The following is a 16,903-nucleotide window of genomic DNA, read 5'->3' on the forward strand; positions in this document are numbered from 1 at the left end:
CCTTGGCCTAATCAGGCTCAGACCAGCAACAAGGCTCATGATAAGTTCGTGCCGCTTCGTGACTGCGCTTGCGCTGATCACTTGCGCCCCTCCTTATCTCCCGCCTTGTTAAGCGACTGGTCTTCACACCTTGTTAATCCTTATACTTTTGCTCAATCGACTGACTGATCTGCTTTACGGCAGCATCTGCAGCCTGCTTTGGTGACTTCTTGCCTGAAGCTGCATTTACAACCAGATTTTCAGCACCTGTCCAGACTTCAGCCATTTCCGGAATGTTAGGCATCGGATCTGCAGAAGCAAACTGCTTGATAACGGCCTTTGACAATTCCGTACCATTCTTGACCGCATACTCGCGGGCATTCTGGTTTGCGGGAACTTCCTGGACGTCCTTGTAGAACTTCTCCTGATTCTTGTCGTTTGTCAGATAGTCGATGAACTTCTGGCAGACTGCCTTATTCTTCGTATATTTTGAAACGACCCATGCCTTGCCGCCGCCGAATGCCTGATATTCCTTGCCGTTGTCCAGCGTCGGAATCGTTGCGACACCATAGTTGACCTTGTCCTTCTTGTATGTTGCAGCCATCCACGGACCGTCGATGATTGCGGCAGTCTTGCCGGACGTGAACTGATCCGTGATGAAGTTTTCGTTTGACGTCGTTGACTGCATGCCCTTTGGCCAGACGTTCTTGAACCAGTCAGTGATGTATGTCAGGCCTTCAACGGCACCGCTGTTGTTCAGACCAAGCTTCTTTGGATTCGTATTGTTGTCACCGAAGACGTAGCCGCCATAACCCTTGATCAAGCCGTAAGCGTTGTAGAAGTTTGTCCACTGGCAAAGGAATCCGACGTTTTTGGTCTTGTCGTTTGCATATGCGTACTTCGAATCCTTGGAAAGAGCTTCAAGATCCTTGAACGTCTTGGGAGCCGTCTTGATGAGATCCTTGTTATAGTACATGACGAGCGTTTCAATTACGGCCGGTTCGCCATATTGCTTGCCGTTCAGTGTAACAAGCTTCTTGTCGCGTGAATCGTAGCGGCCGGAGACAAGCTTGACGTCAGCCAGCTGGCCCTGTTTGCCCAAAACGCCGACTCTGTCAAACGGAGCCATCATCACGTCCGGAGCCTTGCCTGCAGGTCCGTCAAGCTTCAGTGCATCCAGTGTCGCTGTGGCATCCTTCGTCTTTACGACAACCTTGACATTGTTCTTCTTTTCAAAGCTGCCCTTGACTTCATTGATGTAATCCTTGTAGCCCTTGTCAACGGAAATCGTGATCGTCTTCTTTGATGAATCTGATCCGCTCTTACCGCTTCCGCAGGCAGCCAATGAAACGGTTGCCCCCAGTGCAACAGCTAAGGCACTGGCTTTCTTGATATATTTGTTCATTTTAAATCCCCCTTCAGGTTAATTCGTTTTCTTACAAGTCTTATTATGCTTCATCAAATTTTCTTATGCAACCGATTACAAGATGTTACCGATAACAGATTATAACGCTTACATTGTGACGGTGATTGATTTTGAAAACATCCTTTTCGTTAAATGCAGAGCACGCTCAATCAGTGCGCCAGGCTCTCATCCAAATCTGCTGACACGTTCTGCCGAATCCGATTCTTCCGGGTCATTTTCAACACAATGCATACGCAAAAAACGGATGATCTGCGACACAATTAACCGCAAATCATCCGTTTTTTAATTTGAGGCATGGCTTTCCCCCAGGCCTCAGTAAATTCATCCTCATTTTCTTACAATTACGAAGCCGTCTTCTGCCACCTTGCCGTCTTCAAGGTTCTGTCCGAGCAGAACTTCACCGGAGCAAGGTGCATCAAGTTCCTTTCCGCCCATGTTGAAGAAGCAGTGCAGTTCAGTTCCGTCAAGACTTCTGACGACTTCAAGACTGTTCGTTTCGTCACTGACGTTCCTGTACTCGAGACTTCCCTTTGACCAGACGTCTGCGTAATCTCTTCTGAGCCTGATCAGCTTCTGCATGAATGAAAACATTTCGTGATCCTGCTTTTCCTCATCCCAGATCATGCACTTGCGGCATCCGGGATCAAAGCCACCGTCAAGTCCGACTTCCGTTCCATAGTAAATGCATGGAGCGCCGGGCTGCGTGAACATGAACGCAAGCGTCTGACGCTGAAGCTTGCTGTTTCCATGACAAAGCGTCAGAAGCCGGGCCGTGTCATGCGTATCCATGGCATTCAGCATGACTTCATTCGTCTGGTCGCGGTATTTCATCAGATGCTCGGAAAGCATCGACACCATTTCACTTGCCGTCGTTTCGTGCTTGACGAAATCAAGCGTAATCGACTCAGTAAACGGATAGTTCATCGCAGCATCAAACTCCTCCTGCTCAACCCATTCCTGCGCACTGTGCCAGACTTCGCCGAGAATGTAGAAGTCAGGCTTCAATTCGTGCGTTGCAGCATAGAATCTCTTCCAGAAATGGTGATCGATTTCGTTTGCAACGTCAAGCCTCCAGGCATCAATGTCAAATTCCCTGATCCAGTACTGTGCAATCTCAAGCAGATATTCTGCCGTTTCCTCATTGGCGGTATTGAGTTTCGGCATATGCGGAGTCGTTGCGAAGACTTCGTAGGTCAGATTTTCCGCGTGCTCTGCATTTTCCGTCTCGTCATAGGAAACTGGGAATCTGTTGATGTGGAACCATTTGGCAAACCTGGACTTTTCGCCGTACTTCTGTACATCCTTCCATTGCATCGAAAAATCGCCCATATGGTTGAAGACTGCATCAAGCATGATGCGCATCCCGCGTTCATGAGCGGCATCAACCAGTTCCTTGAGTGTCTCCTTGTCACCGAATGCAGGGTCAATTCCAAAATAGTCGACTGTATCGTACTTGTGGTTGGACGTCGCAGTGAAAATAGGACACAGGTACAATCCGTTTACGCCCAGATCCTGCAGATAGTCGAGGTGATCAAGAATTCCCTTCAGGTCACCGCCGAAGAAGTTCGTCGGTGTCGGCTCAGCACTGCCCCAGGGAAGAGTTCCCTTAGGATCGTTGGTCGGGTCTCCGTTTGCGAATCGTTCTGGGAAAATCTGATACCAGACCGTTTTTTTGACCCATTCGGGCGTTTTGACACGGTCGATTTCATGCAGATAAGGCATTCTGAAACATGCCAGCCTGTCTTCGTTTTCTTCCGTATAAGGCATTACGCGCCTGTCGTCATATAATATCTCTTCTCCGTCGCTGCCAACCAGATGAAATGCATACTGAAGCCTGTTCAAAGGCATCTTGACTTCCGTTTCAAAATAGTCGTGATATTTGGTTTCAAACGTCTTCTCCATCAAAACGACATCATGATCCCAGGTGCTTTCGTCTTTCTCGTTGACCTTGTTTCCGTACGGATCTCCGTAAAGCAGCCTGGCTTCCCTGACATCTCCGTGCTTTGTTCTCAGGCGGATCTGAAAGGCCTCCTCTGTCTTAAGGTATGCCATCTCGCTGTCCGGACGATGATATAATGCTGAAATTTCCATTGTGTTCCCTCTCTTCCCTTATTCCGTCATAAAGACAAGGCTTCCGAACGGCGGAAGCGTCAAGACGTTTTCCTCATCAAGGCTCAGGCTCCCGTTCTGCAAGACGATGTGCTTGTCGCCCAGGTTTCCGCGAACTCTGTATTTCGTGACCGAATCCGCCAGATTGCAGATTACCCAGGCCTCGCTGTCGCCAAGAGTCCGCTTGTAGACGTACAGGTCATCCGTCGTGTCGGCCAGAACGAAATTGCCTTCAACAAACAGCGGCTTTTTCTTCAGTTTAAGCACCGCTTTGTAGAAATTCAAGATGCTTGTGCTGTCGTCTTGTTCATCTGCAACGTTCATGCCGTTCGTCTGTCCGTATTTCCAGGGTTTCGTCGCCGAAAAGCCGTAATACTCGCTTTCGTTCCACTGCATCGTTGTTCTTGCAGCCATCTTGTGACTTCTTGAAAGCATTGACAGGCAGCTTTCTGCCGTTGCGCCGGCTTTTTTGGCTTCTTTGAAGAATTCGTCCGCCTGCTGGTCTTCAAAATCGCTGATTTTCTGCAGTTCTGCAGACTCCATGCCGATTTCTTCGCCATAGTAAATGCAGGGCACGCCGCGCTGCAGATACATCAAAGTTGCAAGCATTTTGGCCGCTGCCTTCTTATGTTTGCTTTCAGCGGCAAAACGTGTCAGAATCCGCGGCATGTCATGATTGTTCCAGTAAAGTGTCGGATAGCTGATTTTCTGCAGACGCTTCTGCCAGGTGACCATCGTGTCCTTGAATGTGTCGATTTTAAGCGGCAACGGCTGTCCGAATTCAGGAAGCTTCGGATTAAGCCTGCTCCTGTCGTCTTCAAAATATCTGAATGTCACGACCGTGTCGCACATTTCATTTTGAGGATCCGTATAATCGACCGCAAGATCAATGTCCGCACTGGCTGCTTCACCTAAAATGAAGATATCCGGCTTGTATGCGCGCAGCGTGTGCACGAACTCGTGCAGGTACGTCTGAACAAGCGGCATGTTGGCAAAGAACGGTTCGGCAACAATCGGACCCGTTTTCCCATGAGACGGCATGTTCTGCTCAAAATCAGCCTTGGCAATATGGATGAAGGCATCAAGCCTGAACCCGTCAACTCCATGATCGATCCAGAACTTGGCAATATCTGCCATTGAACGTCTCACTTCGGGATTTCTCCAGTTCAAGTCGGGCATCTTTTTGTCAAACAAGTGAAAGTAATAGACATCATCTGCTTGCGGATCCTTTTCCCAGACACTGCCGCCGAAAAACGAACCCCAGTTGTTCGGCAATTTGCCGTCCTTTCCTTTCGCCCACAGATAATAGTCGCGATAAATGCTGCGTTCTCCTGCAACTGCATCCTTGAACCACGGATGCCTGTCTGAAGTATGATTCATGACGAAATCCAAAATCACGTCCAGTCCGAGCGAATGTGCGATTTTGACAAATTCATCGAAATCATGCAGCGTGCCCATCTTTTCATCAAGTGCATAGTAATTCGAAACATCGTAACCGTTATCAATTTGCGGCGACACAAAGATCGGATTCAGCCAGATTGTATTTACTCCAAGATCCCTCAAATATTCCAGTTTTCCGATAATCCCCCTAAGATCTCCGATTCCGTCTCCGTTAGAATCCCGGAAGCTCTTCGGATATATCTGATAGATGATTCTGTCCTGATATTTCTTGATTCCCACTCAAAAAACCTTCCTTCTTCGCATGATACGTTCAATTATGAGTTTAAGGGCAGAACAAATTCTTCGCAAGCGTTTTCAAATTGTTAACGATAACAGTTTTCAGTCTCTCAATAACTTTTTAGGACGCATCCCTTCCGGCGCGTCGTCTCTCTTTTGACCAGCGTCGGATCAAGCAGCTTGAATCCCTGTTTTTTACCCTTCTGTTCGATTTTGCTGAGCAGCATCTCGCCGCAGATTTCACCCAGTCTGGCAACATCTTGCCTGACTGTCGTAAGCCTTGGCGACACGACCTGGTCCAAAAAGACCCCGTCATAACCGATGATTCCGTAATCGTCGGGAATGCTTGCGCCCTTTTCCAGAATTGCCCGCTCGATTCCGACGGCAATCCGGTCGCTCGCACAGATGAATGCCGTATTTTCTGGATACTTCCCCCAATTTCTCTGAAGCATTTCCTGGCTCTTATGCGAATGGTTTTCCACCCGCACGATTTCAGGCTCCTTTAAAGCTTCCTGCATCACCTGGATATAGCCGCGTTCTCGAGAATATTCGAACGGCTCCTTCAAGTCAATGCCGACAAAGACGACTTTGTCATACCCGCATGAAAGTGCATGGCTCGTTGCAAGCATCCCGCCTTTCTTGTTGTTCGTATCGACAAAATCATATCCGTAAAGATTTTCCCCGAATAAAATCAACGGTTTTTCGATTTGCGAAATCCACTCATAGTCGCTGTTTCTCATCCCCGTAATGATGTATCCATCGCATTCGCCAGGATCAAGGCTGTTGTCCGTTACAAGCTGCAACGAATACTGATGGCGGCTGAGTGCAAGCGAAATCCCAAGCAGAAGATTCATATAGTAAGGTTCAACGGTCGAAATTTCTTCCAGAATAAAGAATTTGACAATCTGCGTTCTGTTTCTGGCAAGAGCCTTTGCTGCAACGTTCGGACGATAATCCAGCTCATTCATTGCAGAAAAAACCAGTTTTTTCAATTCATCCGTCACCTGATCAGGATGGTTAATCACGCGCGAAACAGTCATTTTGGAAACATTTGCCCTTCTTGCCACATCTGCCAGAGTTGCCATTTTTAACACCCTTTTTCTAAATATAGTTTCTGCAGATATTATAGCACCATGTGCAATCGCTTGCACCTTTTATGAGTTCTTCTCTTCGATTTCCAATCGAAACATTTTCTGACATCAGCAGACCTTACAACCGTCATTGCCGGCACAAAAAAACAGCTGTCATCCCTGGCCACGTCCCTGAATCCAAAAACCGATTCTTCGGGTACGCATCATGCGGACAGCTGTTTTTCTGACTTATAGATTTTCCTTATGCTTCAAGTGCGATCAGATCTTCGCCATGCTTGACACTGGAGTTGTCGATTCTCACAACGGACTTGTAGTTCGGCGTATTCGTCACGATTACCATAACAGTCGGATCGTAGCCGGCATCCTTAACGGCAGCAAGATTGACCGTTCCCAAGACGTCGCCTTTTCTGACGCGCTGGCCTTGTGAAACGTTTGACGTGAAGTTTTCGCCCTTCAAGTTAACGGTGTCGATTCCGATGTGGAGCAGGACTTCCGCACCGTTGTCACCTTTGATTCCGTACGCATGCTTCGTTTCATAGGCAACCGTAACTTCGCCGTCAACCGGCGCATAGATCGTCCCGTCTTCGGGAATCACTGCAGCACCGTCGCCCATCATCCTTTGAGAAAAGACTTCGTCGTTTACTTCGCTTAAATCAACTGACTTGCCGTCGACCGGTGAGCAGATCTCTGCATTTTCCACGCCGGAAACGGCGGCTGATTCTGCCTTGACTGCCTTGACTTCTTCAGATTCTGCAGGTGCCTGAGGCGCAACCGGATTGAGCTGTGCTTCATGACTCTTGCCATATGCATATGTCAGAGCGAATGCAACTGCAAACGAGATGAGTTCGGCAACGACGTACATCGGAATTGACTTTGCATAAATCGAAAGGAAACCGAGGAATCCGGCTGATCCAAGGGAGGCTGCGATGACTTTGACAAAACCGGCAAATGCTGAAGCGATGCCTGAACCGATCAATGCGCAGAAGAACGGGAAGCGATATTTCAGGTTGACACCGAACAAAGCAGGTTCAGTAATGCCCAAAAGTGCCGAAACGCCGGCAGAAGACGACAAGCTCTTCATCTTCTTGTCCTTTGTCAGGAAGTAGATTGCAAAAGTTGCAGCACCTTGTGCAACATTGGCCATTGATGCAACGACGAAGATGAAGTCACCATAGCCATGACCGTTGCTGAATGCAGAAAGCAGCTGCGTTTCGATTGCCGGGAAACTTTGGTGAAGACCAGTCAGGACGATTGCCGAATAGCAAAGGCCGAACAGTCCCATGCCGATGAAGCTCGTCGTATCATAAAGCCAGACGACGCCGTTCGTGATCCAGTCAGAAACGGTGCGCATTACGGGACCAACGATCGTAAACGTCAAAAAGCCCGTAATCATTACCGAAAGCAGTGGCGTAAACGTAAAGTCTACCGCTGACGGAAGATGCTTGTGGAAGAACTTCTCCAGGACGGACAACAAATAAACGGCAGCCAGAACAGGAATTACCTGATAGTAGTAATTGTTCTGGGAAACCGCAAGTCCGAGAATGTCCCATGACTTGCCGGGAAGAAGGTTCGGTGAAGTCATGATCATCCCGATTGCGGCCCCGAGGAACTGGTTGGCGCCAAAACGCTTGGCAGCCGAAATGCCGACGAGTATCGGCATGAAGATGAACGGAGCGGCAGACATGAGCTGAATCATGTCTGAAAATCCCTTGACGTTCGGATACATTTCAACCAGGGCCTTGGCACCAAACAAACCTTTGGACGTCAGGAAATTATTCAATGCCATCAACAAACCGCCGGCTACCAAGGCCGGAATAATCGGAACGAAGATGTCTGACAACAGCTTGATGAAAGCCATGACCGGATTGAACTTCTTTCCCTGCTCAGCAACTTTTTTAAGCTCCTCCGTCGAAGCTTCCTTGAGCCCCGTCGCTTTGATCAGCTCATCGTAGACGTTGTTGACGTCCCCTGGTCCGATAATGATCTGGTATTGACCGTTTGTCTTGAAAGTTCCCTTGACGTCAGGATTTGCATCCAATGCTGCCTGATCAATTTTTGAATCATCCTTTAAGACAAGACGAAGGCGCGTAGCACAGTGTGCGGCGCCAACCATATTGTCGCGCCCGACGGCATCGATGACCTGTTGAGCAACCTTTTTGTGATCCATGATAGTCACACTCCTTTAATTAGTAACCTTTAAATTATGAATAATTGCCAAAAACAATGCTGTAAGCGTTTCAACATCATTTACAAATACTATGATAACGTATTTTCGAAATATGTCAATCGTTTATCATATTTTTTCTGATTTTTTTATAAAGTATTTCTAAAAACACGATTATACCAATATTTTTAGCATGTTAACCGATTGACATATAAGGCCTCGGAGGTTACAATTAAAGCATAATAAGACAACGTTTTCAATCTTTATATCATGAAAGGAAATTTACTATGGAATGGACAAGAGAACTGCGCTACAAATCCTATGCCGACTGGGGAGCAAAAACATTGCTCGATCTTCAGGCTCAGGCTGCAAACTCAGATTACAAACTGGGCTATCACATCATGCCGACTTCCGGATTGCTTAATGACCCGAACGGTTTTTCATATTATAATGGATACTGGCACGTATTTTACCAATCCTATCCCTTCGGACCGGTTCACGGTTTGAAATCATGGAATCACATGCGTTCAAGGGATATGGTTCATTGGGAAAACCTGGGCCTTGGCTTAACCCCCGATTTTGAATACGACAAGAACGGCGCCTACTCCGGCTCTGCACTTCAAGTCGGAGACAAGCTCTTCATCATGTATAACGGTAATTCAAGAGATGAAAACTGGGTTCGGCACCCATACCAGCTCGGCGCCTGGATGGACGGGGAAAACCGCATCGAAAAACTCCCTGAACCATTGATCAAGCAACCGGATCACGTCACAGAACATTTCCGCGATCCGCAAATCATCAGGCACAAGGATGAATACTATGTAATTATCGGTGCACAGGATGCGGAGCAAAAAGACGGACGCATCTCAATTTACCGCTCCAAAGACCTGAAGAACTTCGAAGACCTCGGATATCTTCATTTCACGGACGAAGACATGGGATACATGATTGAATGCCCGAGTCTTGTCTTCATCAATGACAAGCCGGTGCTCATCTTCTGCCCGCAAGGCATGGACAAGAACATCTGCTCATATGACAACATCTATCCGAACAACTACGTCATCGGAGATTCCATCAACCTTGACTCCGGAAATTTTGAAGCACACGACAAAACAATCAGAAACCTCGACGAAGGTTTTGACGTCTACGCTTCGCAGGCCTTCAACGCACCTGACGGCAAGGCATATCTCATCAGCTGGACGGGGCTTCCGGAAATCGAATACCCGACAGACGAGGAAAACTGGGCTCATTGCCTGAGTCAGGTCAAGGAACTTTCATTAACGGACAAGGGCGAGCTGATTCAGCGTCCTGTCAGGGCAATGGCCGACCTGCGCCATGACGGACTTCATTTGACTCAGGAACAGGGAAAAGACCACATTCAAGATCTCGTTTCCGATACGGGCAGCCAGTACGAATTAAAATTAACTTTAGATGCCGGCCAGAAAGGTATTTTACACCTCGAAAGGAACATTTCGAACAACCAGAGTCTGAAACTTGTCTTCGACACTGAAAACGGCAGTCTGACTCTTGACCGCGGAAGCAGCGGCAAGGTCTTCGCCACTGAATTCGGCACGACAAGAACGACTTCAATCGAGAAAAACGCTCCGCTCGAGCTTGACGTTTTCGTTGACAATTCGCTTTGCGAAATTTTCATCAACGGTGGCAGACAAACGATGACGGCACGTTTCTTCCCTGAAAGAGGTCAGAAGTCAATCGCAATCGAATCGCAGTCAGACGTCAAGTATCGAGGAACTTTCTGGAAAATGAAGAGCATCTGAATCACCTAGCGAAAGGACGATTTTCATGCGACCAAAACTGACCGATGTCGCCAAAAAGGCCGGCGTTTCCAAAACGACCGTTTCACGCGTCATCAACAACTACGGATATATCAGCGAAAAGACAAGACAACAGGTCTACCGCGCAATGAAGGAGCTCAACTATCAGCCGAATTCGCTTGCACGCTCACTTCACGGAAAGAGCACGCACCTGATTGGCATCATTTTTCCTTCGATCATGAACCCGTTTTATGCCGAACTGGTTCAGCGCGTCGAAGAAAAGCTTTTTGATGCCGGCTATAAGATCATCTTGTGCAACTCCGCCCAGAACAAGGAAAAAGAGCGCGACTACCTCAAAATGCTGATTGCAAATCAGGTTGACGGCATCATTGCCGGTGCCCACAATCTTGGCATCAATGAATACAAAAACGTCGGTCTGCCGATTGTTTCCTTTGACCGCTATCTGTCGGAAACGATTCCGACCGTCAGCTGCGACAACTACCAGGGAGGCATTACGGCCACAAGGGAACTTTACGAAGCCGGTGCGCGCCACATCTATTTTCTGGGCAACCCGCACCAAAGCGGAAATCCGACGGACAAGCGCCTCAAAGGATATTGCGATGAAATCGACCGGCTCAAACTGACGCGCCACACGCATACAGTCAGCTTTACCGAGTCCGCCTCGCTCAAAAGCTTTTCCATCAGGGAACTTTTGTCAAAAAGCGTCGCCGACGGCATCGTCTGCACTGACGACCTGACGGCTTTGCTCGTCCTGCAGGCAGCCCGCGAACTTGGCATCAGCGTCCCGGACGACCTGAAAGTCACCGGCTTTGACGGTACGGAACTCGTTTCAACTTATCATCCCGAACTTTCGACCGTCGTTCAGCCGCTTGAAGACATCGCCACGGTTTTAGTCAATCTTCTGCTTGAACGCATCAAGAAACCGGATGAAAAACTCAAGCAAATGGAATACGTCCTGCCTGTCACCTTTAAAAAGGGCGCATCAATCGGCAAGTTTTCCGGACAGTGATATTCGGTGCATGAAATAAAGAATCCGCATATGAAAAGAGACTGAAAAAAGTCCCGGATGATTGCAATTAACTGCGAATTTCATCCGGGACTTTGTGTATGCGGCGTTAAATGTGTGCTTTGACCGTAACCAAGGGCTGCATTTTACGGGCAAATCCCAAAAATCGCCGTTTTGCCCGTAATCCCATCTTGACACCCTGATTGAGCAGGCGATGCGCAGATACGGCACTGCATCTGACAAACAAGGGACTATCCATAATTTTGGCCTGCTTTTCCCGTCACACCCTGAGGTTGAACGCCTGACAGATTTCTGGCCAAAGTAAAAACGCATATGATTCATAATCTCCTCCATGAATCATATGCGTTTTGAACTCAGGATATAGTTTTTCCAGTATTTTTGCGGCTAGTTTACAATCGCTTCGCACGAAACGCCGAAATGATCGCTGATTGCCGGCGTTTTCCTGCCATCAAACACGACCCTGCTCGTTTGTGGAACAAAGTTTTTCGTTGCAAGGATAAAATCGATTCTCAAGGCATCCTTGTTGCCTTCCCAGCCGTCAATGTCTGCTTCAATCGTATTTTCGCCTTCTTTAACGGCAGCTTCCGCATACGTGTCATGCAATGAAATCCTGCTGTCAAGAACTGCCTGATAGCCCTTCGTGTTTGCCGGGTTATTGAAATCTCCCATAACCACAAGGCTTTCTCCTTGAGAAGCCAATGCTTTCACTGCATTTTCCCACTCGTCAAGGAACCCGTCCCTGAGCCATGAAAAATGCACGCTTGCAACGCAGGTCTTCCTGCCGTCGACAACTGTCTGGCAAAAAAGCATCTTACGTGTATGATAATCCAACGGATCGGAACTTTTTGAAACCAGCACACTTAAAGCTTCGAGGGGCTCCTTTGACAAAACTGCAACGCCTTCGTTGAAACGGTCATACCCGATGTGGTTGTATGCATAGCTCCAGTAGTACACCGCTCCCTTTTCAGCAAGATATCTCACAAGCTGCAGCCCGTAATTGTCCTCGTGGATTGCGATTTCACCTGCAACAGGACAATATCCCGGCAGATCCTGAGTCGTGCCGGAAGTCATCAGTTGATTCACCTCCTGCAGACATACGATGTCATAATCACCGTCAAGGATTTCATCTCCCAGAATCTTCAACTTGTTCTCAACGTCTTCGCCCAGCAGGCTGTGCGTATTCAATGTTAAAAATTTAGCCATCTTTGCGTATTCCTTTCAAAAAAGCCAGGAAATAACTATTCCCCGGCTTCGTATTTAATCATTAAAGCTCAACTGACCCGACGACTGTCTTGGCAGAAATCTGACCAAGCCTGTCAATTCTGACCTCTTTGACGGCATCCATATTTGTGAATGCGACCACAATCGTCGTGCCCCTGCCGGCCTGTCTGACCTTGTCCCAGTCGCAGACCGCAAGCAGGTCTCCGGCGTTCACGGTCTGTCCTTCCTTTACTTTAACATCGAAAGGTTCGCCTTTCAATTCAACGGTATCAAGTCCCATATGAACGAGCACTTCAAGTCCGCTGTCGGTCAGCAGTCCAACGGCGTGCTTTGTTGGAAAGACGTTCGTGACCTTGCCTGAAACCGGTGCGCAGACTTCCGTTCCGGTTGGTTCGACCGCAAAGCCGTCACCCATCATCTTCTGTGAAAATACAGGGTCCTTGACATCAGTGATCCTGATTGTTTCACCGTCAGCCACGCTGGCAATGCTTTCAGTCACACCCTTGTATTCAACGTGCTTTTCTTCAGAAGAAGCACTTCCGGAAACGTCAACCTTTGGAATTTCAACTCCGGAATCAAGCAGATCCTGGACGTCGGACTTCAAAACGTCTGCCTTGGGCCCGTAAACAGCCTGAATACCGTTGTCCTTGACGACAAGCCCCAAGGCTCCGGCATGTTTCCAGGCATTTTCATCACCGACTTCGGCTGCATCCTTGACCGTAACGCGCAGACGGGTCATGCAGGCATCAACGTCGACGATGTTTTCGCGGCCGCCGAGCAGGTTGATGATCTTGACGATTTGAGAATCAGGATCCGCTTTCCCGTCCGCTGTCACGGCTGATCCGGTTGATTCGGATGAATCACCGTCATTGTAGTTGCCGTTTCGACCAGGAGTTGCAAAGTTGAACTTCCTGATCATGAAGTTTGCAATGAAGTACATTACCACGCCAAAGAGAATCGATACCCAGATGAAGTTCAAAACGTCACCCAGAAGTCCTGCCTTGATTGCCATCGGAGTTCTCGTCAGAAATTCGATGTTGCCGAATGAGTGAACACGCAGATGAACGAGGTCGGACATTGCAAATGCACAGCCCTGAACTACGGCGTATACGAGGTAAAGCGGCATTGCGACGAACATGAACATGTATTCAAGCGGTTCCGTAACACCTGTCAGGAAAACGGCAAGTGCGGCAGAAACATACATTGACTTGTACTGTTCCTTCTTGTCCGGATCAACGTTGCGGTACATCGCATAGCAAAGTCCCATCAATGTACCTGTGGCACCGATCATCTGACCGACCTTGAAGCGGGCCGGAGTCCAGTGTGACATTACATAGTGATACTTGGCGATGTGGCCTGCGCCATGCAGGTTGACGAGGTCAGTTGCCCATGCGAGCCAGAGCGGATCCTGTCCGAACACCTGATGACCTGCCTGAGCGCCTGTCAGGCATGTGTAGGTTCCACCAAGTGACGTGTAGTTGATTGGAATCGTCAGCATGTGGTGCAGCCCGAATGGAAGAAGCAGACGTTCAAGCGTCCCGTAGAGGAACGGTGCAATGAAGCGTGCATTTTCCTTGGAGTTGGCAATCCATGTGCCGAACCCGTTGATACCGGATTGAATGACCGGCCAGAATGCTGCCAGAAGCAATGCAACGATTGCAGAACGGAAGATAACCACCAGAGGAACGAAGCGCTTACCATTGAAGAATGACAAGGCATCCGGAAGCTTGCGGAAGTTGTAGTACTTGTTGTATGCCGTGGCACCGACGAATCCGGCGATGATGCCGACGAAGACGCCCATGTTCAGTGCGGGCGCTTCCAGGACATTGATGAAATAATCAGCTACGGCAATCTTCGTTCCGAAGATCGTATGTACGTAGGCATGACCGTTTGTAATCATGTCGCTCGTAATTCCGTATACGGCACCAGTAATCTTGTTGAGGAAAATAAATGACAGTCCGGCGGCAAAGGCACCACCGGCACGGTCCTTGGCCCAGCTTCCGCCGATTGCCAATGCAAAGAGCAGGTGCAGGTTATTGATAACACCCCAGCCGATCTGTTCGATTACACTGCCGACAGTGACGAGAATTGCCGCATTCTGATCAATCATCGGAATCGTTTTGCCGATACTGATCATCAAACCGGCTGCAGGCATAACAGCGATAACGACCATCAGACACTTGCCGAATTTTTGCCAGAATTCGAAGCTGAAGATCTTTTTAACTGAATCCTTCATCTTATATAAAACCCCTTTAGTAAAATAATTGCAATATTTAAAACCGTTGCATGAGGAAAGCCGCTCTTTCCTATGCAACCGATTTCATCAACAATTCTTATTATATCCCATTCAGCATTTTTGTAAACCCTTTTATTATGATTTCTTTAAAAAATCGCAAAAAACGGCCCCAATCTATGCACTCGTTTGCATTAGGGCGGTTATTGCCTAGATGCGGCATGATAGTTGGGCAAGGCCCAGAACAAGAAGAAATCAATCTTGAATGCGCTGTCAATTTAGTGTTCCATTTTCCAGAACATGAGGATATAATTGATTATGTAGCAACTATGATGAATTGACTTCAGACACTGTGACCCGCATCAGTGGTGAACATTTTGAAGCATTGCGCAATGCAGTTTCATAGGATTGACTTAATTTGAAAAGAGGTCCAAAAATGTATAGAAAAGAAATTCCCGAAGGCTTTCCGGAAAATTTCCTGTGGGGAGGAGCAACTGCCGCAAACCAGCTCGAAGGAGCCTGGAACGTCGGCGGCAAAGGCCTGACAACTGCAGAGGTCGTCAAGAAAGCTTCCAGCAGAACAGAACTTTCAATGAATGATGTCACTAAGGAAAGCATTGCCGAAGCCATTGCCGATAAAACGGACAAGCTGTATCCAAAGCGGCGTGGAATCGATTTTTACCATCACTACAAGGAAGATATCGCTCTCTTTGCGGAAATGGGCTTCAAGGCATTCCGTCTTTCGATTGCCTGGGCACGTATTTTTCCTAACGGTGATGACGAAGTTCCGAATGAAGAAGGACTTGAATTTTATGACTCTGTATTTTCCGAGTGCAGAAAACACGGCATTGAACCCGTTGTCACGCTTTCTCACTATGAAATGCCGCTTGCTCTGACGCTCAGGCAAAACGGCTGGGCCGACCGCAGGACAATCGATGCCTTCGTGCGCTATGCAGAGACTGTTTTCAAGCGTTACAAGGGCGTTGTCAAATATTGGATGACTTTCAATGAAATCAACTCCTCGACCTGGGGATTCACGGGAACCGGTGCCGTTGACAGCGACCTGAGCACGACAGAGCAGCTCAATCTGCGCTATCAGGCTCTCCACCATCAGTTTGTCGCAAGTGCCAGGGCCGTGCAGATCGGTCATGAAATTGATCCCGAAAACAAAATCGGCTGCATGATTGCGCGCATGCAGACTTATCCGAAGACCTGCAACCCGGCCGATGTCAGAGCAGCTCAGCTTCAGGACGAGCTGAACCTGTTCTTTACCGACGTTCAGGTTCGCGGCGAATATCCGGAATACATGAACCGATACTTCAGGGAAAACGGCATCGAACTTTCCATGAATCCTGAAGATGAAGAGGAAATCAGGAAAGGCACGGTCGACTACCTTGGTTTCAGCTATTACATGTCAACCGTGACGTCAGATGCTTCAAAAGTCGAAAAGGCCAACGGCAATTTTGCCCTGGGTGAACCGAACCCTTATCTTGAATCAAGCGACTGGGGCTGGCAGATTGATCCAATCGGTCTTCGCGTGGCTCTGAACGAATACTGGGACCGTTACCGCGTCCCGTTGTTCATCGTTGAAAACGGTCTGGGCGCACTTGATAAAATGGACGAGGACGGACATATTCATGATCCGTACCGCATCGACTACATGAAGAAGCACATCATTCAGATGAAAGAGGCCATCAAAGACGGTGTCGACTTGATGGGCTACACGATGTGGGGACCAATCGATCTGATTTCCGCATCGACTTCTGAAATGTCCAAGCGCTACGGCTTCATCTATGTTGACCAGGACGATGAAGGAAACGGTACGCTCAAACGTTACAGGAAGGACTCGTTTTACTGGTACAAGAAGGTCATCGCTTCAAACGGTGAAGATCTGGACTAATCAGCAGCAAGAAGAATCCGGAGAAAACAAAAAGCCTGTGATTGAATTTTTCATATTCAATCACAGGCTTTTTATGTACAGTACACAGAACAAACGCAATTCATCCTGAATTATGACTTTACAGTCCCTGGAAATCATATCAACATCCTTGCAGATTCCATTCGTCATTGTGTAAAAATATTTTCAAAGCAAAAAACGCCAACCATCACGGCTGACGAAACAATCTGCATGGCAACGTCCTACCCTCACAGGGGGCGATCCCCCAACTACTCTCGGCGCT

10 protein-coding genes are annotated in these 16,903 nt (G+C 48.1%); 3 read left to right on the forward strand and 7 right to left on the reverse strand.

The window, feature by feature from the left end:
* Positions 1-133: 133 nt before the first annotated feature.
* From V7Z60_RS05225 to V7Z60_RS05245, 5 genes are all read right to left on the reverse strand, one after another.
* Positions 134-1,384, reverse strand: coding sequence for an extracellular solute-binding protein (locus tag V7Z60_RS05225; protein WP_334116794.1), 1,251 nt, complete (start codon positions 1,382-1,384; stop codon positions 134-136).
* Between the two features lie 348 nt (positions 1,385-1,732).
* A complete protein-coding gene (locus tag V7Z60_RS05230; protein ID WP_334116795.1) occupies positions 1,733-3,496 on the reverse strand; it encodes a glycoside hydrolase family 13 protein in 1,764 nt (587 codons plus the stop codon).
* 18 nt (positions 3,497-3,514) lie between these two features.
* Entirely contained in the window at positions 3,515-5,194 is a 1,680-nt protein-coding gene (locus V7Z60_RS05235; RefSeq protein ID WP_334116796.1) for an alpha-glucosidase, read from the reverse strand.
* Positions 5,195-5,301: 107 nt separating this feature from the next.
* Entirely contained in the window at positions 5,302-6,276 is a 975-nt protein-coding gene (locus tag V7Z60_RS05240; protein WP_334116797.1) for a LacI family DNA-binding transcriptional regulator, read from the reverse strand.
* Between the two features lie 247 nt (positions 6,277-6,523).
* Positions 6,524-8,449 (reverse strand): sucrose-specific PTS transporter subunit IIBC, encoded by a 1,926-nt coding sequence (locus tag V7Z60_RS05245; protein WP_334116798.1) that lies wholly within the window; start codon positions 8,447-8,449, stop codon positions 6,524-6,526.
* A gap of 284 nt (positions 8,450-8,733) precedes the next feature.
* Here V7Z60_RS05245 and V7Z60_RS05250 point away from each other — a divergent pair, with 284 nt between their 5' ends.
* Positions 8,734-10,224, forward strand: a complete 1,491-nt coding sequence (locus V7Z60_RS05250) for a sucrose-6-phosphate hydrolase (RefSeq protein ID WP_334116799.1) — start codon at positions 8,734-8,736, stop codon at positions 10,222-10,224.
* 25 nt (positions 10,225-10,249) lie between these two features.
* Positions 10,250-11,251, forward strand: coding sequence for a LacI family DNA-binding transcriptional regulator (locus tag V7Z60_RS05255; RefSeq protein ID WP_334116800.1), 1,002 nt, complete (start codon positions 10,250-10,252; stop codon positions 11,249-11,251).
* A 402-nt stretch (positions 11,252-11,653) separates the two neighbouring features.
* Here V7Z60_RS05255 and V7Z60_RS05260 read toward each other — a convergent pair whose 3' ends face one another.
* Both V7Z60_RS05260 and V7Z60_RS05265 read right to left on the reverse strand, forming a co-directional pair.
* Positions 11,654-12,472, reverse strand: coding sequence for an endonuclease/exonuclease/phosphatase family protein (locus V7Z60_RS05260; protein WP_334116801.1), 819 nt, complete (start codon positions 12,470-12,472; stop codon positions 11,654-11,656).
* Between the two features lie 61 nt (positions 12,473-12,533).
* Positions 12,534-14,726 carry a PTS transporter subunit IIBC gene (locus V7Z60_RS05265; protein ID WP_334116802.1) on the reverse strand — a complete coding sequence of 731 codons (2,193 nt, stop codon included), beginning with the start codon at positions 14,724-14,726 and terminating at the stop codon, positions 12,534-12,536.
* Positions 14,727-15,159: 433 nt separating this feature from the next.
* Between V7Z60_RS05265 and V7Z60_RS05270 the strand changes: the two genes are divergently transcribed.
* Positions 15,160-16,623, forward strand: coding sequence for a glycoside hydrolase family 1 protein (locus tag V7Z60_RS05270; protein WP_334116803.1), 1,464 nt, complete (start codon positions 15,160-15,162; stop codon positions 16,621-16,623).
* The last annotated feature ends 280 nt before the right edge of the window (positions 16,624-16,903 follow it).

Source organism: Ligilactobacillus sp. (assembly GCF_036846325.1).
Taxonomy (GTDB): domain Bacteria; phylum Bacillota; class Bacilli; order Lactobacillales; family Lactobacillaceae; genus Ligilactobacillus.

Coding starts and splice junctions, on each gene's coding strand:
- V7Z60_RS05225 (WP_334116794.1), bottom strand. CDS start 1,384: ATGAACAAATATATCAAGAAAGCCAGTGCCTTAGCTGTTGCACTGGGG.
- V7Z60_RS05230 (WP_334116795.1), bottom strand. CDS start 3,496: ATGGAAATTTCAGCATTATATCATCGTCCGGACAGCGAGATGGCATAC.
- V7Z60_RS05240 (WP_334116797.1), bottom strand. CDS start 6,276: ATGGCAACTCTGGCAGATGTGGCAAGAAGGGCAAATGTTTCCAAAATG.
- V7Z60_RS05245 (WP_334116798.1), bottom strand. CDS start 8,449: ATGGATCACAAAAAGGTTGCTCAACAGGTCATCGATGCCGTCGGGCGC.
- V7Z60_RS05250 (WP_334116799.1), top strand. CDS start 8,734: ATGGAATGGACAAGAGAACTGCGCTACAAATCCTATGCCGACTGGGGA.
- V7Z60_RS05255 (WP_334116800.1), top strand. CDS start 10,250: ATGCGACCAAAACTGACCGATGTCGCCAAAAAGGCCGGCGTTTCCAAA.
- V7Z60_RS05260 (WP_334116801.1), bottom strand. CDS start 12,472: ATGGCTAAATTTTTAACATTGAATACGCACAGCCTGCTGGGCGAAGAC.
- V7Z60_RS05265 (WP_334116802.1), bottom strand. CDS start 14,726: ATGAAGGATTCAGTTAAAAAGATCTTCAGCTTCGAATTCTGGCAAAAA.
- V7Z60_RS05270 (WP_334116803.1), top strand. CDS start 15,160: ATGTATAGAAAAGAAATTCCCGAAGGCTTTCCGGAAAATTTCCTGTGG.